Annotated in this window: 14 protein-coding genes; 5 read left to right on the top strand and 9 right to left on the bottom strand. The window is 42.8% G+C overall.

Annotated features, from left to right (window positions below; translation table 11 throughout):
• Window positions 1-3: 3 nt before the first annotated feature.
• Complete coding sequence (locus CA598_RS03250) at window positions 4-459, bottom strand: RidA family protein (protein WP_256989668.1); 456 nt, start codon at window positions 457-459, stop codon at window positions 4-6.
• A gap of 69 nt (window positions 460-528) precedes the next feature.
• Entirely contained in the window at window positions 529-1,587 is a 1,059-nt protein-coding gene (locus CA598_RS03245) for an LLM class flavin-dependent oxidoreductase (protein ID WP_094875361.1), read from the bottom strand.
• Between the two features lie 228 nt (window positions 1,588-1,815).
• Here CA598_RS03245 and CA598_RS03240 point away from each other — a divergent pair, with 228 nt between their 5' ends.
• Both CA598_RS03240 and CA598_RS03235 read left to right on the top strand, forming a co-directional pair.
• Window positions 1,816-3,537, top strand: a complete 1,722-nt coding sequence (locus CA598_RS03240) for a putative bifunctional diguanylate cyclase/phosphodiesterase (RefSeq protein ID WP_094875360.1) — start codon at window positions 1,816-1,818, stop codon at window positions 3,535-3,537.
• A 48-nt stretch (window positions 3,538-3,585) separates the two neighbouring features.
• Window positions 3,586-5,241, top strand: coding sequence for a histidine kinase N-terminal 7TM domain-containing diguanylate cyclase (locus tag CA598_RS03235; RefSeq protein WP_094875417.1), 1,656 nt, complete (start codon window positions 3,586-3,588; stop codon window positions 5,239-5,241).
• Between the two features lie 82 nt (window positions 5,242-5,323).
• Here the strand turns inward: CA598_RS03235 and CA598_RS03230 are convergent, their stop codons facing one another.
• A complete protein-coding gene (locus tag CA598_RS03230; protein WP_094868417.1) occupies window positions 5,324-5,665 on the bottom strand; it encodes a zinc ribbon domain-containing protein YjdM in 342 nt (113 codons plus the stop codon).
• A gap of 229 nt (window positions 5,666-5,894) precedes the next feature.
• Between CA598_RS03230 and CA598_RS03225 the strand changes: the two genes are divergently transcribed.
• Window positions 5,895-6,233 carry a DUF4234 domain-containing protein gene (locus CA598_RS03225; protein ID WP_094875359.1) on the top strand — a complete coding sequence of 113 codons (339 nt, stop codon included), beginning with the start codon at window positions 5,895-5,897 and terminating at the stop codon, window positions 6,231-6,233.
• The gene (locus CA598_RS03220; RefSeq protein ID WP_094875358.1) at window positions 6,214-6,624 is read left to right on the top strand and encodes a DUF2752 domain-containing protein; all 411 of its coding nucleotides are present in this window, start codon (window positions 6,214-6,216) and stop codon (window positions 6,622-6,624) included. Before CA598_RS03225 ends, CA598_RS03220 begins: the two co-directional genes overlap by 20 nt.
• Window positions 6,625-6,636: 12 nt before the next feature.
• On the opposite strand, the gene CA598_RS03215 is transcribed toward CA598_RS03220, so the two are convergent.
• From CA598_RS03215 to CA598_RS03195, 5 genes are all read right to left on the bottom strand, one after another.
• Window positions 6,637-7,290 (bottom strand): response regulator, encoded by a 654-nt coding sequence (locus CA598_RS03215; protein WP_094868420.1) that lies wholly within the window; start codon window positions 7,288-7,290, stop codon window positions 6,637-6,639.
• Window positions 7,283-12,364: an AAA family ATPase gene (locus CA598_RS03210; RefSeq protein ID WP_094875356.1), complete on the bottom strand. Its 5,082-nt coding sequence runs from the start codon at window positions 12,362-12,364 to the stop codon at window positions 7,283-7,285. The genes CA598_RS03215 and CA598_RS03210 overlap by 8 nt, the downstream gene beginning before the upstream one ends.
• A gap of 424 nt (window positions 12,365-12,788) precedes the next feature.
• Window positions 12,789-13,331 (bottom strand): NAD(P)H-dependent oxidoreductase, encoded by a 543-nt coding sequence (locus CA598_RS03205; protein WP_094875355.1) that lies wholly within the window; start codon window positions 13,329-13,331, stop codon window positions 12,789-12,791.
• Between the two features lie 271 nt (window positions 13,332-13,602).
• On the bottom strand, window positions 13,603-14,238 hold the full coding sequence (locus CA598_RS03200) for a response regulator (RefSeq protein ID WP_094875353.1): 636 nt from the start codon (window positions 14,236-14,238) through the stop codon (window positions 13,603-13,605).
• Between the two features lie 55 nt (window positions 14,239-14,293).
• Entirely contained in the window at window positions 14,294-14,842 is a 549-nt protein-coding gene (locus tag CA598_RS03195) for a LemA family protein (protein ID WP_179283572.1), read from the bottom strand.
• A 256-nt stretch (window positions 14,843-15,098) separates the two neighbouring features.
• On the opposite strand from CA598_RS03195, the gene CA598_RS03190 reads away from it, so the two are divergent.
• Window positions 15,099-16,850 carry a sulfatase family protein gene (locus CA598_RS03190; RefSeq protein WP_094875350.1) on the top strand — a complete coding sequence of 584 codons (1,752 nt, stop codon included), beginning with the start codon at window positions 15,099-15,101 and terminating at the stop codon, window positions 16,848-16,850.
• Window positions 16,851-16,939: 89 nt separating this feature from the next.
• Here the strand turns inward: CA598_RS03190 and CA598_RS03185 are convergent, their stop codons facing one another.
• Entirely contained in the window at window positions 16,940-22,753 is a 5,814-nt protein-coding gene (locus tag CA598_RS03185; protein WP_094875349.1) for an NPCBM/NEW2 domain-containing protein, read from the bottom strand.
• Window positions 22,754-22,897 lie beyond the last annotated feature (144 nt).

Here is a 22,897-nt window from a genome sequence, read left to right as displayed (position 1 = left end):
TTGTTATTCCACTTCAAAAATAGAATCGATAATAATGGGAAGATTATCCCTTACAGAAACAGCGCCCAATACCGAACGAGCATGACTGCCCTTGTCTCCGAATACCTCCAGCATTAAATCCGAACAGCCATTGAGCACTTTATGATGTTCTTCGAATAAGGGATCTGCATTCACGAATCCTTGAATTTTGACCACTCTCTTCACTTTATCCAAGGAACCTAAAGCTGACTCAAGGACGGCAAGGATCTCTATACCAGTCTGACGTGCAAAATGATAACCTTCTTCGGTGGTGAAGTCTTGTCCCAGCTTGCCTTTGGGGTGCCCGGCAGGGCCTTTTCCCGATACAAAACATAATCCATTAACAATGACGTAGTTAGCATATTTTGCCGCCGGTTCACTGGCACTAGGTAGAACAATACCTAATTCCTCAAGCCTGTCCGCTATGATTCGATCCGCCACTTCAGTCCCCTCCTCCCATCAGTACAATAATTGGTAAGATCATACTGGTTAATCTAGAAAGGGTCAATCCTATTTTGCTTCGACCTCTGCTTCCCATCTCGATATCTCAGCTCGAACAATGGGTGCTACTTCAGTCCCCAATAGCTCAATGGCTCTCATTACTTCCTTATGAGGCATCGTACCTAGCGGCACATGCAGCATAAAGCGTGTAATTCCTACGTGTTTGCGCAGGTGGATAATCTTCTCTGCAACGGTGTCTGGATCTCCTACATATAAAGCACCTTCAAATCTACGTGCCGCATCAAAGCTCGCCCGACTATAATGACCCCAGCCACGTTCACGACCAATCACATTCATGCTAGCCTGCGTAGAGGGGAAGAACATATCGGCCGCAAGCTGATTATCCTCTGCAATAAAGCCGTGCGAGTGTGAGGCAACCGGAAGCTTCGACACATCATGTCCTGCTTGGGCCGCCGCTTTCTTATAGAGCTTCACCAGTGGAGCAAACTGCAACGGACTTCCTCCGATAATCGCGAGCACAAGTGGTAGCCCGAGCAGGCCAGCACGAATTACAGATTCTGTATTGCCTCCACTGCCAATCCATACGGGCAATGGATTCTGAACAGGGCGCGGATAAATCCCCAGATTATTAATGGCTGGACGGTGATTTCCACTCCATGTTACTTTTTCGGATGCCGTTATTTTTAACAACAGGTCCAGCTTCTCATCGAATAACTCATCATAGTCATTTAAATCGTATCCAAAGAGCGGGAAAGATTCGATAAAAGAACCCCGGCCTGCCATGATTTCTGCCCGTCCATTTGAGATTCCATCAAGTGTTGCAAAATCCTGAAATACACGTACTGGATCAGCAGAGGACAGCACAGTTACCGCGCTGGTCAGCCGAATTCGTGTCGTCTGGGAGGCAGCCGCAGCCAGCAATACTGCTGGAGAAGATGCAGCATAATCCTTTCGATGATGCTCACCCACACCGAATATATCTAAGCCCACCTTATCTGCAAGAACAATCTCCTCTACTACCTCGCGCAATCGCTGTGCATGACTTATTAACTCCCCTGATTGAACATCCGGTGTTGTTTCTACGAACGTACTGATACCTATTTCCACTTACGATTCCCCCCTAACTATAGTTTTCTCTTCGAGTTGTTTGTTTGATTATAACACAAGTTACGTTCAAGCATAGCTAGGCATTAATGCCTAGCCTCAGCTTGTCCAAAAACTCATTCTTAAAATTTGCAGAACCTCGCTGACAAATAGAGGATTTTGATGAAATATGTTGAAATGATCTAAAACAAGTAGCTCTCGTGCATCTCATGCTTAATATAGGAGGGACATATGCTTCAAAGAAATAAACACAAAAATTCCATATCCAAACAATCCTTCAATCCTGTTCGGGGTTCCTTAAAAATCGCCGTAATATATTTTATTATAGGGTGCTTATGGATCCCTTTAACAGATAAAGCCGTTTCCGCTTTTACACGAGATCCGGAGTGGATAAGACTTAGTAATATAATTAAAGGCTGGTTCTTTGTCCTCATAACAGCTTTGCTTATCTTTGCGTTAATTCTAGGTACTCTGAAACGGATTAAACGGATCGAAAAAAAACTGGATCTTGCCTATAGGGATAAGGTGAGTGCCCACGAAAATCTAGAGGCCGCCTATGAGGAAATCACAGCTACGGAAGAAGAACTCAGACAACAATATGATCAGCTCATTGAGAATCAAGAGAAGCTAGCCATGAATGAAGAAAGGATGCATTATCTGGCGTATCATGATCTATTAACCGGCTTGCCCAACAAATTAGCATTTTATGAGAATGGGCCTCACATTTTGGAAAGGAATAACATTGCAGCCTTAATGTTTATCGACATTGATTACTTCAAATATGTAAATGATACAATGGGCCATGAATTTGGTGACCGGCTAATTGTTAAGGTTAGTGAGAGATTGGTGACCCTGGTTGGGAGTAGTGGGGAAGTGTATCGTTTCGCCGGGGATGAGTTCATCATTCTTTTATATTCTATTGAGAACAGTCAGTGTATAACTAGCGTAGCCACCCACATTATTGCCGGTTTTAAAGATGCGATTGAGATGGATGACAGTCTGCTGCATGTTAGCCTAAGCATCGGAATCAGTGCTCACCCCGAACATGGAAGTAATATTATGGAACTCCTTAAATGCGCAGACATCGCTATGTATAAAGCCAAAGACGCTGGTAAGGGGCAAATTATTGTCTTTGATCAACTGCTCAACGATACCTTCACTGAGCGAATGAACATTGAGAAGCAGTTATATAATGCTTTAGAGAAAAATGAGCTGGAAGTATTCTATCAACCCCAGATTGATCTGACTCAGAACAGGGTGACGGGACTAGAGGCTCTTATGCGCTGGAATAACCCTATACTAGGCATGGTCCCTCCGGATAAGTTCATCAAAATAGCAGAAGATTCCCATCTCATTATTCCTCTTGGAGCGTGGGTGCTCAGAACGGCCTGTGCCTTTTTAAAAAGTCTTCATGAGCAAGGATTATCACATCTGACCATGTCTGTTAATATTTCAATGCTGCAGCTCCTGCAAAGCGATTTCAATGAGTTAGTGCTAGACACCTTGCAAGCCTACGAGCTAGACCCTGAATTCTTAGAGCTAGAAATCACTGAAAGTGTTCTGGTTGAATCTTACGAATATGTGAGCAGCAAACTGACTGAACTCAGAGCTCACAACATCAAAATTGCCTTGGATGACTTTGGTACAGGTTATTCCTCCTTAAGCTATCTTACTCATATGCCGATCTCGACATTAAAAATAGACAAGTCCTTCATTGATTCCATTCGAACAGGGACACATCAAGCCGTTCTCGTCGAACAAATTATTATGATTGGTAAACGCATGAATATGTGTGTTATTGCAGAAGGTGTAGAGCGAACTGTACAACTCGATTACCTACAGGAGCAAGGCTGCGATAAAATTCAAGGTTACTTATTCAGTAAGCCACAGTCCGCACAGAGTGTACAAGAGCTGCTAACCGAGTGGGAGAAGGTTTCGAGCATAAATGAATAAAGATGAACCTATTTTTTTATATAAGAAGGTGTTACCAAATTGAATATCATGACATGGATTGACTTATCATTATTCTTCGTTCTTTTCGTTCTATTCATCTACATATTTGTTACTGTAACCATCACTAACTTACATAAGGTTTACTTGACTTTCCATTTCACGATGATGTTATGGCCCTTCTGTCAATTCGCTCTCAAAACTACAGCTGATCCCGATGTTCAATTGTTTTATGTGAAGCTCGCTTTTATTGACTCGATACTGTTAACGATTGGATGGCTTCTTTTTACGATATTTCTAACTGGAAAATCATACCTTCTCCGAAAAAAGAAAACGCTGCTCCTATACATTGTCGCAGCATTGATCTTAATAGGCGTGATCGTCAATCCAAAGCAAAGCTTTGTACTGCCTATGCATGGTGGATATGTTGAAAGATCTTATGGTCCGCTTTTTTGGCTGTTTATTCTCTTCTTGATCTGCACTATTATTATTTCTCTGTATATCATCTATTCAGCGCTTATATCGAACGCCACACAGCGGATCAAAAAACAGGTTACGCATGTACTTAAGGGTGTGCTAGTGCTGACTGTATTTGTATTACTGGATGTCTTTCTTAATGTAGTACTGTTTAAATCTCAGCCGGTGATTCCGGGGATGACCTCTCTGGGAATACTAATCTCTGCGATCTTTTTCGTCATTGCCATCCATCGTGATAAAATATTTGATCTCGTAACCATTGCCCATCAGGATATCATTGACACACTCACAGTAGGTATTCTTGTACTTGATGATAACGAGACTGTGGTAGAGATCAATCGATCGCTTTTGCCAAAAATCAACCTACAGATCGGTGACCGCTTCGACTTATCGACGCTAACACCCCTGGAGCAGACTGCCAGCGCTTTCCGATTGTTTCAACATACATATCTTAAACAGCCCATGGAGAGAACCGAAGTTGAAGTCTTCTACACCTCGCTCCAAGCATACATCAATATTACAGCGGCACCCATTGTCGTAGGCGAGATCATGGTTGGACGGATTCTCACCTTTCAGGATAGAAGTGAACTGCATCGCCTCATTGCTGAGACTAATCAGCAGAACGAGATCCTGCAAGAGCGTAATCTGGCATTAATTGAAATCCAGAATAAGCTTTCTCAGACCAACCAAAAACTCAAGCAGATGGCCATAACCGACAGCTTAACTGGTTGTTATAACCGTCATTACTTAACGCAGTACTTAGAAAAAGAGATTATAGAAAATATGATATTGAAGCAGCCTTTTGCCATCATTCTACTGGATATCGACTTTTTCAAAACGGTGAATGACAATTACGGCCACTTAGTCGGCGATGTTGTAATTTGCAGCACGGTGGAGGTCATTAAGCATTCACTAAGGGAGACGGATATTCTGGCACGCTATGGTGGGGAAGAGTTTATCGTCTATTTACCAAATACGAACCACAAACAAGCAAACCTCTGGGCAGAGCATATCAAATTCATGATAGAGGCCAATAAAGTACATGTGGATGAGATTCCTCATTCTGTATCCATCACTGTAAGCATGGGACTACTCTCTATTAATAATTTTGCAGAGCAGTATGCCGAAAGCCCGACCAATCAGCTAAATGATTTATTCGAATCAGTGGACAAAGCTTTATATCAAGCCAAAAATGCAGGACGAAACCAAATTGTCGAGATCATAAGATGACACGCCTTTAAACATTACCTAAAAAAAGAAAGAATCAGCCCTGCTTTTATAGAAGGTAGGCTGATTCTTTCTTTTATATTTTTTATATCTTTTTAACAAATTCGGATTTTAATTTCATAGCTCCAAACCCATCGATTTTGCAATCAATATCATGATCTCCGTCCACTAAACGGATGTTTTTGACTTTGGTGCCTATCTTCAGAACGGATGAGCTTCCTTTTACCTTAAGGTCTTTGATTACAGTTACTGAGTCGCCGTCGTTTAGTACGTTGCCGTTGGCATCTTTGATAACCTTTTGACTTTCACTATTCTCAGACTCTGATTCTAATGTCCACTCATGTGCACATTCCGGGCAGACTAGTAGACTTCCATCTTCATAAGTGTACTCAGAATTACATTTCGGGCAGTTCGGTAAATTAGACATTGTTTCATTTTCTCCAATCGTAGTTCAAATTCTAGCTGTCTTGCGGCTAATCTTTAAAAGTATATTTCATATGGAGTAATGATTCCACTATATCCAGATAGTAAGTTTGTTCCACGTTTCCTGATTTTCTCCTAGAAAACAAACTACCAAATATTATCTTGTATATGTTTTCACAATTGACTATGATAATACTGTAAAATTTTCATATAAATACATAGGAGAGTGAACAATGATTAGTCAAAGAAGTGTCGCATTTTCCATTATATTATCATTAATTACATGTGGAATATACGGAATATTTTGGTTTATCGTTCTAACGAATGACGTAGGCAAGTTAAGTGGGGACTACACATTTACTGGAGGAAAGCATTTTCTTCTGACATTGATTACTTGCGGGATATGGAGCCTGGTTTGGGCCTACCAGATCGGTAAACATGTTGCAGAAGCTCAAAGACAACGCGGCCAACTCGTGTCCGATAATTCAGCTCTTTATGTGATCCTCACAATCTTTAGTTTTGGTATTGTTACATACGCTTTGGTGCAATCAGATGTTAATAAATTGGTATAATTTTACGATTAATAAGAGGACACAGCCCAAACTATTCTGGAGTGTGTCCTTAAGTCTCCTTGGCTTACTGTATTTCACTGTATGGCTGCCCTTAACCCATATGGGTATTCCTTGTCTGTTTCATGAATGGACCGGATTTTATTGTCCGGGATGTGGAATTACAAGAGCTATCTTATCCTTATTAAAGTTCGACTTCATTCAGTCGTTTAGATTTAACCCGTTACTATTTATTCTAGCACCTTTGTATATGTTGTACTTGATTACTGAAAAGAAGCGTATTCAACCACTTAGCTATTGTATTATGGCTGTAATGTTGATCCTGACCGTTACATTTGGAATACTGAGAAATTTTCCAATGTTTTATTACTTGGCTCCAACAGTAATTGGCTAGCATCAATCACGTTTACATAATAGCTTGAAGTCGCACAATCGCTTGAGCCCGGTCAACCACCTCTAATTTGCTATAAAGATTACTAATATAGTTACGGGCTGTCCCCTCCGCAATATGCAGTGTATCGGCAATTTCGCGATTGTTAAGCCCCCGGATAATGAGCTGCGCCAGCTCCTCCTCCCGTTCTGTCAGACTGATGCGATCTAGGCTAGATCTTTGCCAATGCTCATACTCCTCTGTTAGCCTATTCATCCTTGCTGCCAGTTTAGCTGCTACAGGAGCTGGAAGAATAAACTGACCGGATAACGTATCATGAATCGATGCGATCATTTTATCTGCGTCCATATCCTTCAGCATATAGCCGCTCGCTCCGTAGGCCATCCCCTCAACAATATAATCAGTCTCTATAAAAGTAGTCAGAATCAAAATAAAGATGTCTGGCCGAATCTGCTTTATTCGTTTCAAGGCGCTAATTCCATCCATAACCGGCATTTGAATATCAAGAAGTACTAGATCAGGCTGGAATGCTTCCACCATCTCGCAGGCCTCTTCCCCATTCTTAGCAGCACCAACCACTTCCATATCATCTTCCAGATCTAGAATGGTGCGAAGTCCCTCACGCGTAAACAATTGATCATCGGCAATTACAATCTTAATCTTACTCATTTCTATCCACGACCCTTCGCATTGGCAGATCGATCTCCAGTAAACAGCCCTCATTCATTTCTGAATCGATGGATAAGCTGCCCCCAAGTTGCTCAACCCGTTCTTTCATCGTTCTTAGACCAAATCCCATCACAATAGGACTAGCCCCTAGCCCACTATCTTTTAGCCTAAACTGCAAATTCGCTCCAACAGACTCCAGGCTAAAATGGAACTGTGTACTTTTCCCGTGTCTAATTCCATTCGTTAATCCCTCCTGTAGAGCATGATACAGTGCCTTCTTATAGGCTGTTGACATGGCTTCCGGCAGATCATAAATAACTGCATGGATAACAACGCCTGTATTGCGCTCTGTATCTCTAATCAGCTGCTTCAGCATAACGGTTAAATCAGAATACCGGTCCTCCTTCAGCATATGGACGGAGCCGCGAATTTCATTCAGGCTATGCCGCACAAGATCCTGGGCCTCAGCCAGACGCTGAAATCCACTGTCAATGTCCTTCTTATGGAGTAGCCGCTTTCCAGCCTCAATCTGCAGGATCGTCGACGTAAGTGTATGCCCGACAATATCATGAATCTCTTGGGCAATACGATTACGTTCCTCAAAGACGGTAGCTTCAGCCAAAGCTGCAGACGTTTCACGCATTGAACGCTCCAGACTACGGGTTCTTTCTATGACTTGGTCCTCTAGATTTTTCTTAAGATATTGAATTCCTGAATAAAGCTTAGCATTGGCGATAGAAATGGCGCACTGAGAGCCAAGCAGCTTGAGCACATCAAGCCTGCTCGGAGTAAATACACCTGGTGATAGATTATTCTCCAAATAGAGCAGGCAAACCAATTTATTCTGATTCATGATCGGAAGACAAAGAACGGATTTCAGTTTATGATTCCTAACGTAAGTATTACGCGTAAATATTCCCTCACTGAGTGCATCATGTAATACAACCTGCTCATGTGTTCTTGCCGCATAAGCTATAATTGCTGCCGGAACCAGCGACGATTCTTCCCCAAGCGGTACAGATTCTATATGCTGAGCTTCCGAGGTACCATAAGCCTCAACCATCCATTTGCCATCATGATCAAAAATAACGGCTCCATATTCAGCCCCAGCATTATGGAGCATGATTCGCATCAATGTGGCCAATAATCGACTCATCTCCATCTCACCCGACAAAGCTTGGGCAGACATTACCACGGAAAGAGAATCCACACGATCGAGCCCAGGCTCGCGTTTAATATGCAGCAAATAGCTGTGCTGCTTCTCCAGTTCATCCGCTTTAGCCTTTGCGCCCCATTGCAGATAAGCCTCGTAGGCCTCCGTCATATAGATTCTTGCCAGATGTAATTTGCCATGGCGAAGCCCATATTTGCCATAGCACTCCGCTGCCAATGCTAAATCATGGATATGTCCGTAAATACGAGCGGTCTCAATGGATTGTTCATAGAAGACTTCAGCTTGGCGAGGATCTCGTGATAGACGAGTAAGCTCAGCTTTCATCAATAAATATTTATGCTGATAATTCTCCGGGCTACGCCTAGCAAGCTTTTTCATTTTCTCCAGGCAACCGCGCATTTTTCTCCGATATATGCGCTGCTCTTCAGCATCATATTCCTCATACAACTGCGCCCAAACTAAACCTTCGTACATGGTCTGTGTAGGAGTGTCTAACCCATCCTCACGTGATTTTATAATGGCTGCTGATTTGGCTAATGCCTCACTGGCTTCTCTGTACTCCCCAAATATATAACCTGTCAAATACTGATAGATCCAGACCATTTCCTGTATAAAATCAAAGGTGTCGCCATGAACCGACTGTGCAAAATCAGATTCGCTAATCTCTGTGATGTTAAATGGATCATCCACAGAGCGATACCCTGTCAATCGAACAAGAATGGCCACTGCTATGATAGCCTGCTTACAATGGAGGCTGTTGTTATGGCGCAGCAAAGCTCCAGAATGAGTAATTAACCGATTATAGATATCACCGAGTGGGTGACCAAATTGTAAAAGGGAAGCACAATTGATCAGTATACTCTGGTTACCCTTCCATAGATCGCCCGATTCCAAACCGACTTTACCTGCATGCTCAGTAAATGTTTGGAGCATAGCTGGATCATATTTCCGCCAGCTATCATAGCACATGGCGAATGCAGACAGGGTTGTCACATGAAGTTTCGGATAAGGTTCTGATAAGCTGCAAGCCAGCATGGCCCATTTGAATGTCTCTTCATCATTACGGAAGTAATAGTATTGAAACATGGCGTAGCCTATGAATCCAAGAGAAGCCTCCGGAGTCATCCCATAGTCGAGCGTTAACTCAATCATAGTGAGAGAAGAAGCGAGCCAACCTTCTCGATTAACATAGAAGCAGGAATTGCTCGAATGATCTAAAGTAGACATGGCGATTCTACGTGCTTCATCGGTCATTGGAGGTAAAAGTTTAAGCGACTCGATAGAAACCTTCTTTAGCCTACGCCGCAATCGTAACCACTGGAGCGTCAATTGAACATAACTCGGATCAAATTGATGTTTCACTTTCAGTAACGATAATGTATGCCTCCCTAAAGAGATAACCTCTTTATGGTTATCATTACTTGCTTCCAGTTGAACCCTCATCGCGTAGACATAAGCCTTATCCATATCTGTTGTAGCTTTATGGATTAACAAATGGAATAATTCATTAGTCGTGCCGAAATGGGAACATAAGTATTCGAGCTCAGCCCTTTCCCGAAATACCCGAAAGGTTAGCACATAATGCTGCTCCCAGCTCTGCTCCTCTAATAACGCCGTCGCTTGAAGCAGATATTGTAAGGCTGTCTCATGTGCGGTTGTTTGTTTGGCTTTTATCCCTGCCTCTAAATTCAGCTCTACCAGTTGAAGCCTCTGTTCAGGGTTATCTATCCAGGTAAGTACCTGATTCAAATGATGGACAGCTTCAAATAGGACTGTTCCCTCACTATCAGGGTGACGACCCAGCAATAGTGATCCAATCCTCCAATGCAACTCTGGGAGCTCCTCTTCGGGAACAAGCGCATAAGCCGCCCGATGAATGTGGTTGTGCTGGAATTTAAAATGCGTATATTTCTCCCCGCTAACAGGTTGTAGCAAGCGTCCATTTACAGCTACTGCCAACGCTTCGGTCAATATTTCTATCGGAATCTCCGTTATTTCGGCAAGCGTACCCACATCAAATATGCTGCCTAGTAAAGCGGCTCTACTAAGTGCATATACCGTCTGCTCAGGAAATTGCTGTAATTTACTTGTTAGATATGCTGCTACATTATCAGGAACATTCAATTCAGTAATACGCTGGAGATCCCATTTCCAGCTTCGCATATTTTCATCAAATTCCACCCGCTGATCATCAATTAAATCTTGAAGGAATTGCTTAATAAATAACGGATTTCCATCAGTCTTATGTAGCAGCACCCGCGCCAGCTCGTCCAAGTCTGCAGCTTCATAACGCATCACATCAAGTAGCAGTTGTTTTATATCCGTGAGTTCAAGCGCTTGTAAATTGATTCGGCTCATCGCTGCGTTACGGTCGATCAGATGCTTTTCCAATCTACTAAGCGGATGCAGCCTCGTAATTTCCCGATCACGATAGGATAGAACGATTAGCAGATGACTCGTGGCCGTGTCTTCTATAAGCGAAATGAGATATTGCAGCGATGTTTCATCCGCCCATTGCAGATTGTCCAATATCAAGATCAAAGGATGATCTTCATGAGGAAAGAGTTGAATAAATCGGCTCATGATTAATCGAAATCGATGCTGAGCTTCCAACGGAGGCAACGGAGGTACGGAAGGCTGTGGGCCAATCAAGAGTTCAAGCTTAGGAACAAACTGGATCAGCAGCTGCCCGTAATTCTCCACCGCTTGTAAAATACGCAGCTTCCAAACCTCCAGCTGCAGCTTCGTTTCCATCAGCAGTTGACTGACCAATTCCTCTATCACTTGATGCCAGATGCCATAAGGAAGTGAGGTATGTAGAGATTCAAATTTGCCTCTGGCGAAAAAAACATCCAAAGAAATCGTATTTTTAAGCGTTTCTTTTAGAAAGGTTGTTTTGCCGATACCACTCTCCCCACTAAGCCAGACCGTCTTTACAGCACCTTGTGATGCTCGTTTCAGCGCTTCTCGTAAGCTAAGTTTCTCAAAATGTCTTCCGTAGAATTTTTCCGATACCATCCAGTGCTCCGGAATATCCCAGCTTCCTAACAAGAAGGGCTCGATGTACCCGAATTGTTCTAGGTGAGTTAGACATTCCTCAAGATCCGACTTAATTCCAAAGGCGCTGGCATATCTCGCACTAGGCATTTTCTCCATGCATTTGCCAACAATGTCTGAGACAGATAGAGGGATAGTGGGAAACCTGCGATGTATAGACTCCGGTGTATCTGCAAGATGACGATATACAATATCAACCACATCATGAAGTTCGAAGGGAAGACTACCTGACAGGCACTCATACATGATAACGCCAAGCGAATAAAAGTCAGAACGGTAGTCCGGGTTCACCCCTGTTCTGCCCGTTTGTTCTGGCGATATATAAGGAAGCAAAGCATCCGGTCGGCCACTTAATGATAACAAAGGACTGGAAACACTTTCGGTACAGGACATACGGATATCAATAAATTTCACTTCAAAGGTGCTAGGATTTACGATTAGATGAGCGGGGGTTAGTTCATTTAGTGTTATTTTCTCACGATGAATTTGCATAAGACAATCGGCTATAGCTATGGCAATACGAAGTAGCGCTGGAAGCTCCAGTGAATCAGGTGTATGCAGTATCTGATCCAGCGTCACCCCCTCTATATTTTTCAAGAGAAGGACTGGCCGTTCCGGTGTGAGTTCCAGACTATACGCCTCGACTGCTCCACGACCGTTAAGTCGCTTAAGTATGTCATACTCATAACGAAAAGCATCAACCATAGTAGACCCTGGATACTCGCCTGTAGTTGTCTTGGCGATAAACTTAAGGCCATCTTCTTGACGTAGCAGTCTGTACAGCTTGATATCTGAGGTAGTCTCTATAAAATCTAAAGTTTGGTATCCTGGCAACTCAAACATTAACAGCACTCCCTAGTTACAATTAGGTAGACAGAATACACAATATCGAAAAGTAGTTATACTCATTATATCATCTGATCTCGCCATAGAATCCTATGTTGTAATTAACTTTGTCATCTATTTTGTCATATGACATCTATAAAATTTCATTGTGATAATATAGAAAAAAACACTCAATCATCCCAGAATACGGAGGATTCAAATTGTATCTTTTCTACATAGACTACCCTACGCAATTGGTGATCTGCCTACTGTAGAAGCTATAGGAGCTAGTTCTAGCGATTATTCCCGTGCTTGATATGATATGCATATGGGGAGAGGAAAACATCGTATCCGATGTTAAGTCGGAGACAGAGCCGCTCCAAATTTAACATGAAAAGAAGCAGCATTTCCTTTGATAGAAATGCTGCTTCTTTTTGTTACATTAAAGCTTGTCAAGAAACTCCACGTACCCCTGCGCGCTGCGGTCCAAAATAAGTGGCAAATCACTGTTATCTGCTAAATAGTGTTCAGCGCCATAAAAGACAAAGAAAGAGCGGTAATTAGTTTTGCAGTACGACAAAGTCGTTTCAAAGGGAACCAGGTACTGTTCAAGAGTCTTTCCTAAGGTTCCTTCCACGCTAAGATCATGCTCCGTTCCCCCGGCTGTTACGGCCAGAGCCGTTTTTTTGTTTATTAATGCTTTGGCCTTCGATCCATACGCCCATCCGTGTGTGAATACTTCATCGAACCATTGTTTTAGCAGCGGCGGGGAACTCCACCAGTAGAGGGGAAACTGTAAGACCAGCTTGTCATGAGCTTCAACCAGCTGTTGTTCTTTTTCCACGTCGATCTTTCCATCCGGGTAGGCTTTATAAAGCTCGTGAACCGTATATTTTTCCGGGTATTTGCGGAGCTCCTCTATCCAGCGTTTATTGACGATGGACGTGTCCATGTTTGGATGCGTGACGATAATAAGTGTTTTCATATGTTTTTCCCTCCTTGAGCGGTATCTGTTTCTGAAACTGAGTGTAACCCACATCAAGGAATTGCGTAAGTACGCACATTTAGTTCATGTACTTACCTAAAGGTGAGTACTCACTGAACTGGACTTAAACGAATCAGCTTTAAGGATGCGGAGGACTACATAGCCGCTTCCTAAATACATTACATACAAAAAAGAAAAATTCAGGAGGTGCCCCAGGAGCTATGAACTGGCTGCTGAGACACCTCCTCGTATATAATGCTGATGACATATTTTACTCATAAGACATTTCATATTTCGTTAGCCCTATCGCGTTTGCGTACAATGCCGCCTGTGTCCGATCATTAACCTGCAGCTTCGCTAAAATCTGGCTGACATGCTTCTTCACCGTAAATTCACTGATAAAGAGACGTGTAGCAATCGTTCTGTTGCAAGCACCTTGTCCAAGTTCAATCAGTACTTCCTTCTCTTTCGATGTCAATTCATCCGCCGGGCTGCTGCCGCTAATACGCATCTTTTCTTCCATTAGACCAGGATCATAGTACTTTCTCCCTTTATGCACTAACTGGATAGCAAAGAGTAACTCTTCCGGCAGTGCCTCTTTTAGGACATATCCGTTTACTTGTGCTTCTTCAGCCCTCAAAAAATCCTCTCTGCTTGCAGAGGAAGTCAGCAGAATGAACTTACTAACCATGCCGCGAGCACGTGCTGTCTTAATGACATCCAAGCCCGATTCATCAACAAGCTTTAGATCAATGAGAACAATATCCGGCTTTGTCGCTTCAATCACATCAAATGCTTCTTGACCATTCGTAGCTTCACCAGCGAATTGCACACCTGGCTGCATTGAAATGACAGATGCCAGCCCTCTTCTAACTAACGGATGATCATCCACAATAACGATTTTCATAGAAACCACTCCCTCAAACAATCATGCATTCTTTAATTTTTCAGAGCAAAGCGTCTTAGGATACCTTCCAATTAACCTCTGACCGCTTGGCTCCCTCCATTTTGAGTAAGATTTCTGATTTAAACCCAGCAGCTCTTGCAAATAAACGATAAGGCAAGGTGCTAATTATCGTATTGTAGCTTGTCACATTTGTATTATAGATCCGTCTACTGGCTGATAATTTTTCCTCTAAAATATTTATACTTCGTTGCAATTTAATATACTCATCACCAGCCTTTAGCTCGGGATAATTGTCCACCTGAACATTTATGGTATGAAGATACTTCTCCATTTCCACGTATCTAGTTAGTTTCTCAACAGGTAGCTGATGATCCTTTAAGCCCGCACGCATTCTATTCACTAACGCCAATGTCTCACGATCATTTACGGCATAAAAGATAACCATTTCCGATACTTCCGTCAGCGCCTCAAATCGTTGCTGTAAATAGGCTTCAATGGTAGCAAAGGACTCTTTCGCACGATTACGCATCATGATCAATTGGTTGCAAGCAACGATTAAATAGGCTCCAGCTATAATAACGATGATCAACCCGATTCCTAACATTTGCATCACCTCTAGATATTTATATTTTTGATACCGTTTAATAGCAGAAATAGAAATTTAATTTAATTTCATACACTTCTGATTAAGTATAGTGAAAAGAATAGTCTGCTTATAGTGAGCGTTGTCATTTCTTTTGTCATATGACAAATTGGATTTTTTTGCAAAACAAACTTTAAAAAGGTCTTCCTGATAGGCTACTGTTTTGGAGTCAACCCACATAATCTAAGTAAATAATCTAATCAAGGATGTGTTTGCCATGAGTGGCGCTACAGGATCATCACGCCGTTTAGAGAGGCCCAATTTTCTTGTTATTCTCGTAGATGAGGAGCGATATGCCCCCATATATGAACATCCCGAAATCAGAGAATGGCGACGTCAGAATCTAGTCACACAGCAATTATTAAAATCCCATAGCCTTGAGTTCCACAGACACTACATCGGAACTACGGCCTGCTGTCCCAGCCGGGCAACCCTGTTTACAGGTCACTATCCCTCGCTCCATGGTGTCAGTCAAACAGTAGGAATTGCCAAAGAATCCTTTGATTCCAATATGTTTTGGCTGGATAGTAACACTGTACCTACAATGGGTGACTACTTCCGGGAAGCCGGTTACCAAACCCACTATAAAGGGAAGTGGCATATCTCCAATGAGGATATTATCATTCCCGGTACCCATGACAGCTTGCCCAGCTATAATTCGGTGACTGGCGTCCCTGACAGGCAGCTTGAAGAAATTTATTTACGAGCGAACCGTTTAGATAACTTTGGGTTCTCTGGTTGGGTGGGACCTGATCCGATTGGAAAAAATCCGCGAAACTCTGCTTCCTCAGCCGCGATCGGATTAAGTGGACGCGACGAGGTATATGGTGCAGAAACTGTAGAAATCATTCAAGCACTGGATCGCCAAAAAAACCAGAACAACAACGCTCCACCCTGGCTTCTCGTCTCTTCCCTTGTAAATCCACATGATATTGTTCTATACGGAGCCCTCACTGCACATTTGCCTAATTTTAGGTTTGAGGTCGAGCCTATGCCTGAGGTTGCTCCCTCTCCGACGCAAAATGAATCATTAGCTACCAAGCCGCGCTGCCAAGCCAGCTACCGGGACCTCTATCCAAAAGCCTTGCAGCCTATTATTGACCAGCCTTTTTATCGCCAACTGTATTATCAACTTCAAAAAAACGCGGACCTTCAAATGCGAAAGATCTTCGAGACTCTAACTCGCTCTTCTTTCTATGACAATACCATCGTCATCTTTACCTCCGATCACGGAGATTTATTAGGAGCTCATGGCGATCTCCATCAAAAATGGTACTCTGCCTACGAAGAATTTCTACATGTCCCTTTTCTCATCCATAATAGACGCTTATTTCCCAAATCTCAGGATGCCCATGCCCTAACAAGCCATGTAGATCTGATTCCTACTATGCTGGGGCTCGCCAATCTGGACATCACAAACCTTCAGAGCCGTATGCAAAATAGATTCAGTGATGCCCGCCCTTTTGTGGGCCGTAATCTTGCGCCTCAGATACTGGGGCACGATTCCTCTGCGATTGCTGATGCCCCCGTCTATTTCATGACCGACGATGATGTGACTCGCGGCCAGCATCAGACGAATCCCTTGGGAGAACCCTATTCCTCCGTCGTTCAGCCGAACCATATTGAAACGATTCTAACGTATCTCCAAAGAAAGGGTCGGACAGAGCTATGGAAATTTTCCCGCTATTTCGATAATCCTAAGTTTTGGAGTGAGCCCGGGGTACAGGATGTCACGCTCCAGCCTGTGGAGGGAAAACCCGGTGAATGGACTACAAAAGTTAAAACAGTACCCGTACCTGAGGAGTTTGAGCTCTACAACTTAACTGAAGATCCTTTAGAAGCTCGCAACCTTGCTCACACCACCCTAGCAACAGTGCAGAGCAGAAGTATTCAGCAATGGATGAACCATCTACTAGCAGAGCAGCGGAGCCAAAAGCGCTTAACGCCTACCCAGACGGCCACCAAATAAAAGTGAGGCTTATTAGATAAGCTCAATAAAAAACAGGCGAGTCATGGTTGAATACACCACAATTCGCCTGTTTTCCTGTGCCTATGAATTTAAGGATTATTAATAAAAGAAATCAATTGCACGAGATTACCTGCAACTTGATAAGTTACCCCTAGCATGTAAGTTCCCTTCTTTTCGTTCGATAGGTCTAGGGTGAACACCTCTGGATTAGCTGCCCATTCATTCATATCAAACATAATTTCTTTAAATGTCCCAGTGTTTCTAACCCCTGCTGAACTAGGAATTACTTTACTGCCATCGAGCCCTTTCACCAGATTGGTCAATTCAACTACAGGACCCTCTAATTGTGCTATCTCAATCACTTGTGGGTCGGCCAATAAGCTAGTCAGTTTAGTCAATCCTTGTAGTGGAGAGAAATCCGTAATTTCATTCCCAGCAATATTAAGTGTTTCTAAGTTCTTAGCATACTGAAGACCTTCCAAAGATTTAGCTCTTCCAGTTACGCTCGTTAACGTCGTAAGTTTATACATGTCCCCTAGCGTTAGCTGTCCAGATACGCCTAGTGCGGCCTTGATTGAGGCACTTAAATATGGGTCTGCAATCGTGATTTCTTGCGTAAGGTCTATTTCGGTCAGACCCTCTTCTGCCTGTTGTAACGCCGCTACGGCTGCATCTACCTCACTTTGTGTGACCGAAGGATTAGCCAAAGCTGCTTCTGCACCCGAGAGACTGGCCGTAAACACCGCAATACTCTCGGCTGTGAAACCTTCAAGAGAAATTGCTTTCGCCACAGCAATCGCTTGTTCCAGATCTCCAGTGAATAGGTGATCTCCATTCGCGAAATGTAGTTTGGTCCCCCCCCATGTAGCATGGTCAGATCCGTTGCCATTTCCACCGTCTGTAACGACTAACTTCAGCTCTTGGGCTCCATTAACATCTAACTCGATAAATTTCTGTGGATCTCTGGAGCTCATAAGTCCACTATCAAACTTCTTCTCTCCATCGACGAACACTTCGAAGCTCACCGAACCAACCGTACCGTACATTTGCCGATCTACACCCACATAGGAAGTGAAGTAGTCCGCGTTCTTATCGCTTAGATCGTATACAATCGTCGAGTTGGAGTGCGTTCCAATCCCTCTCTCGTAAGACACCACTTGATTGCCCTTATCTGTTAATCTCAGCGTATTGGCACTAACAGATTTGTCCTTCAAAGGTGCGGTATAGCTGTTCTGAGTAGAGTTCCAGTCGTAATCCGTCAGATACGTAAAATCCGTCATGTCTACTACGGCTATAGTTCTAGTCTTCGTGGTCGTATTTCCATCACTATCAGTTACCATATAAGTGATCGGATACTTTCCAGCTTTGTTGAATTTAACCTGATCTTCACCCGTAACCTTTACTTGAGCCGTTAAGTCGCCATCTTCTGAATCCGTTGCCGAATAGCTTTCGTTTATGGCTATGGCTTGCCCCACTTTGGTGGATACAGGTTTAGGGATCGTAAGCTCCGGTGTACTGTTCAGAATCATAAACTTCGCATCCGCAAAATCACCGTGATCTGATGCATTTCCGTTACCTGCATTATCTAATACCAATTTCAATTCATTTACACCCTTCACAGGGATTCGAGCTATTTTAGCTTCCGTGCCAAATTTCATCAGTCCGCTATTATATACTTCTGCCCCATCGGCAAAGATTTTGAAGATCACACTAGAATTATTTTGCTCTAGGATATTTCGGTCAACCCCTACATATGTTTCAAAATATTCGAAATTAGCACCCGCCAGATTATACACAATTTCAGAGTTAGCATGCGTTCCTAAGCCCTTCGTAAATTCTTTGGTTACGCCATTTACAAGTAGTTTAATCGGATTGTTAGAACTTGCCTTATCCTTACGAACCACATTATAATCCGTTCTTGCCGACTGCCAAGCTGTATCACTCAAGTATTTACTAGCGCTGTACACAACGATCTTTCGGGTCTGCACAGCTGTATTCCCATCCCGGTCTGTAACTGACAGTTCGACGGTGTAAGTGCCTGTTTTACTTGAAGTGAAACCATTCGGGTTTACCTCAACGGCTCCAATCAAGTTACCATCTTCCTTATCAACGGCTGTGACATCAGTCAAAATATCAAATTCACTATTCAACTTAACGAAAGTTGTCTCTTCCGGCACTGTGATGGTCGGCTTACTTGAAGTATTCGTAAACTTCGCATCGGCCCATACCGTATGATCTGAAGCATTGCCATCTGTAGCATCTGTGGTAACCAGCTTCACTTCGTGCGCACCTGTCACAGGTATTTTCACCAATTCATGCTCTGTCCCTGCCCGGAAAACATCACTCGCGAATTTCTTCTCTCCATCTACATACACTTCAAAGGTTGCAGAGGATGGCTTTCCTTTCATCGCTTGATCGATCCCGATGTAGCTTTCAAAGAAGTCATAACCTATACCCTCAATATCATAAACAACTTCAGAGTTCGCATGTACACCGATTCCCTTGGCATAGGTTGCAGCTAGCCCTTGTCGAACAAGGCTGATGATTCCACCAGAAACGGCTTTATCTTTCTTTAATTCACCCCAACCAACAACGACTGACTTGGCATTAAGATCCGAAAGATAAGCATAGTCACTCGTTACCGTAACCAGTGTTTTTTTGGTTTCTGTAACCCCTTCGTTCTTCACTTCATATACCACTTCGTAGTCGCCTTTTTGCGTTACATCAACGGTATTTGCTTTCAGGGTGACATTAGCTGTAATATCGTTTCCTTGATAGTTAGTCGCTTTTACATAGTTCATCGGATCAAAAGCTTGATTAAGCTTTAACGTGATTTGATCTTCAACAGATAACGCTGGCTTGAAGGCTTTAACCTGTACCGGCTTCAGTGGGTTCAGCTTCTTATCATAACCAACGATCTTGTACGTATAATTGATGCTGTTATCTACATTCGTATCCACGAACTGGTCAGTCCCTGTAAACCCTACTAACTTATCGTCTCTATACACCTCATAACCTAAGAAATCTTTCTTAAGATCCGTATCCATACTGAAGCTTAGTGTGTTCGATTTAGCAGTAGTGTTAGGCGTGATATTAACCTTTACCGCAACATTCTTATCTGCTATTCCTGTTCCTTCATAATGAACCACTGAATTGTTTAAATACCAGAGCTTTTTCGGTGCTGGATATTTAGCTAACTTCTCTTTTGTTTCAGGATTCACAGTGAAGCCATGTCTGGCAAAATAGCTACTTAAGTCTAACCCCAGCACTTCAGAGGAGAACTCCACCAAATACTGCTGCTTGGAATTGTCGCCGTTCGGAAGGGAGACCTTCCGCTCGCGGTACAGCTTGGTCAGTTCTGTCCAGTAACCCGGATGCGCCAATTCTAACTGCCAATAGGCACCAAGCTGTGCAAATAAGCCCTGCTGATTCATAGCCACTTTATTTTCTTCGATTACATATTTATATATATCACTTTCAAAAGGAATACGAGTATCCATCGAGTCCGCATAGACTGACATCAGCATAGACACCATATTATTGGTTACTTCACCATATTCTCGTTCGCCCATCGCCAAGCGATGCCCTATTTCATGATTCAATCCCCAGCCTGGATAGACTTTGTTAAAATCACCTAACATTGTCCCCACGGTTCCAAGTTGTATCCCTGTATGGTCCCCCGCTGCATACATCGCACCATAAGGCTGCATCAATCGGATATTCTCACGAATTAGCTTGGCATCATGAATCACACTACTGCCATCCAAGCCATAGAAGTCAAAGATCGTCTTCATCCAAGTATCATAGCCGGTTACGGTACCCAGCGGATCATTTCCTTGCGTAATAAACATGTTATAAGCTTCTGTCGCAGTGCCTGTGAAAATAACATGATCGCTGACCATTTCCACCACATCAATGAGCTTGCGATCTTGAACATTCGGATGCGCTGCCTTATCTTCATCTATTTTTTGTTTATAGGTGGTTAAGAAGGCTTTGAATTGTTCAGGATCTGTAGTCTTGGTCATCATAGGGATCTTGGTAAGCCCCTCGAACCGGATCATAGGTGCTTTACCTTGTTCCTCCGCTGTATATGGATTGACGATATACACTGTACCGCCCTTAGTCACTTCATGTGCATAATAACTATTCGTCGCAAATTCAGGAACGGTTATTGTGTTTTTACCTGGACGCAATTTCACACTGCTAGCCCAAACGTTCCAAGCCGCCTCTTGTTGAGAAAAGATTAAAGAAGGCAATTTATCGCTCGAAGCTGCGTCCACATAAACGTTGATCGTATCTCCAGGCATTGCAACGAGACCTGTAGGCTGGTTGTTCGTACCGAAACCAATTCTCAGGTTTTCTTGCGCATGCTTTTTCATATCTCCACGTTGTTCCGCCTCAATGATGGTGCCTTCGGTTTGAATTTCACCATTCACTAGCTTCTTAGCTAAATCCAAAGAATCTTTCAGGATGGGATAGAGCGGATGTACTTTTGCCGCTTCTTCTAATTCGTTGATTGCTTCGACGCTATTATAAGCAGGAAAAACCGCACTCATCGTACCATCTGTGAAAATACCATTTACAGCTTCACTTACTTTATCCTCTGTATAAAATCTGAATTCGGCTGCAAAGGGTCTGTTGATATTGGCTTTTGTGAACTTGAATTTCAATCTTTTAAACTTCGTAGGTTCAAATTTAAACTCCAGAAAGTCATTCGTACTAGTCGCGGTTCCGCTAGATACGAGCTGGAAGGTCTCTCCCTTACTTGTTTCTGATGCATAAATTTGAAAAGCCTCTGGGAAGCCTTTGCGGTTATCTCTAGCCAGGAAAGCCACTCTATCTAATACTTTCGCTTGCGCTAACTCAAACACAACTTCATTCGTGAAGCTGTCGTCATTGTTTTTATTGGTTTCCCAGTGTGTATTCGGTTGGTCATCGAGCATGTATTCCGGTTTCGTACCTGGGTAGCTTCCGCCGTTCACCGCTACTTTTGATACGTTTGAGTTGGGCATTCTATAAGCTTCGCTATAGGCATTTTCATATGCTGTACCATAGCCTTTTAGCTTCGAAACCTTAGCCGTTGTTGCCTCTATTTGATGATTCTCCAGAAGTACTTTTGCATTCTCTATATCTGCTTGAAACTGCGCGTACAGTGGATGTGTCTGAACTTCTTGTTCTAAAGCCGTTAATTTCTCCATCGTATTAAATGCTGCGCTAACTTGACTCAAGCTGTCATCTGTGAATAAATTTTTCATTTTAGCGGATACGGCATCTTCTTTGTAAAAAGAAAACTCAGCCGCACTCGCCCAATCTTGGTTAGCTTTTTTGAAGACAAATTTAAGTCTCTTAAAGGTTGCCCTGTCAAACTGCACCTCTACTACGTCACCTGCTGAGCCTTTATATTCTCCAGAGGATACTAGCGTATAATCGCCTGCATCCGTTGTTGAGCCATAAATATCAAATTCCTGGGCAAACCCCTTACCCTTTGTGCTGGATTGTCTTGCAGCGTATACAATTCTATTTAATTCAGTGGACTCATTGAATACAAAGACAATCTCATTCGTAAACGTTGAACTATTCGGTTTGCCCGTTTCCCAATGTGTATTCATATCGCCATCAATAGCCTTAGCTATAGGTGAACCTGAGTAGTTACCACCGTTATTGGTAATGGATTTAATATTTGCAGGATTCATTCTAAAAACATCATTATAAGCGCCTAGGATAGCCTTGCCGTACAGATCAAACGGAATAACTGACGCATTGCTTATTAGGTCAGCCTTGCTTTGTACTACAGTGTTCACTACAGTTACCTTGCTTACATCACTTGCTAAAGCATAACCTGCCTCACTCGAAAAGCTAGCTAACATGGCTGCCGATGTAGCGATTGCAATCATTTTTTTCATCTTTTCTACCCCCCAGATGTAATATGAATCTCTTCAATGCCTAAAAATGGGCACAAAAAAAACTACCCCGAAAGAGTAGCTTGATTGCAGCTAAAGTTGCATAAAAATTAAGACTTAATTTTTATTAAACCTTAAAAACAAAAA

The organism is Paenibacillus sp. VTT E-133291, from assembly GCF_002264395.1.
GTDB classification, from domain to species: Bacteria; Bacillota; Bacilli; order Paenibacillales; family Paenibacillaceae; genus Paenibacillus_AQ; species Paenibacillus_AQ nitricinens.
Note: the sequence above shows the minus strand (reverse complement) of the source record. Positions and strands in the feature narration are given on the sequence as shown.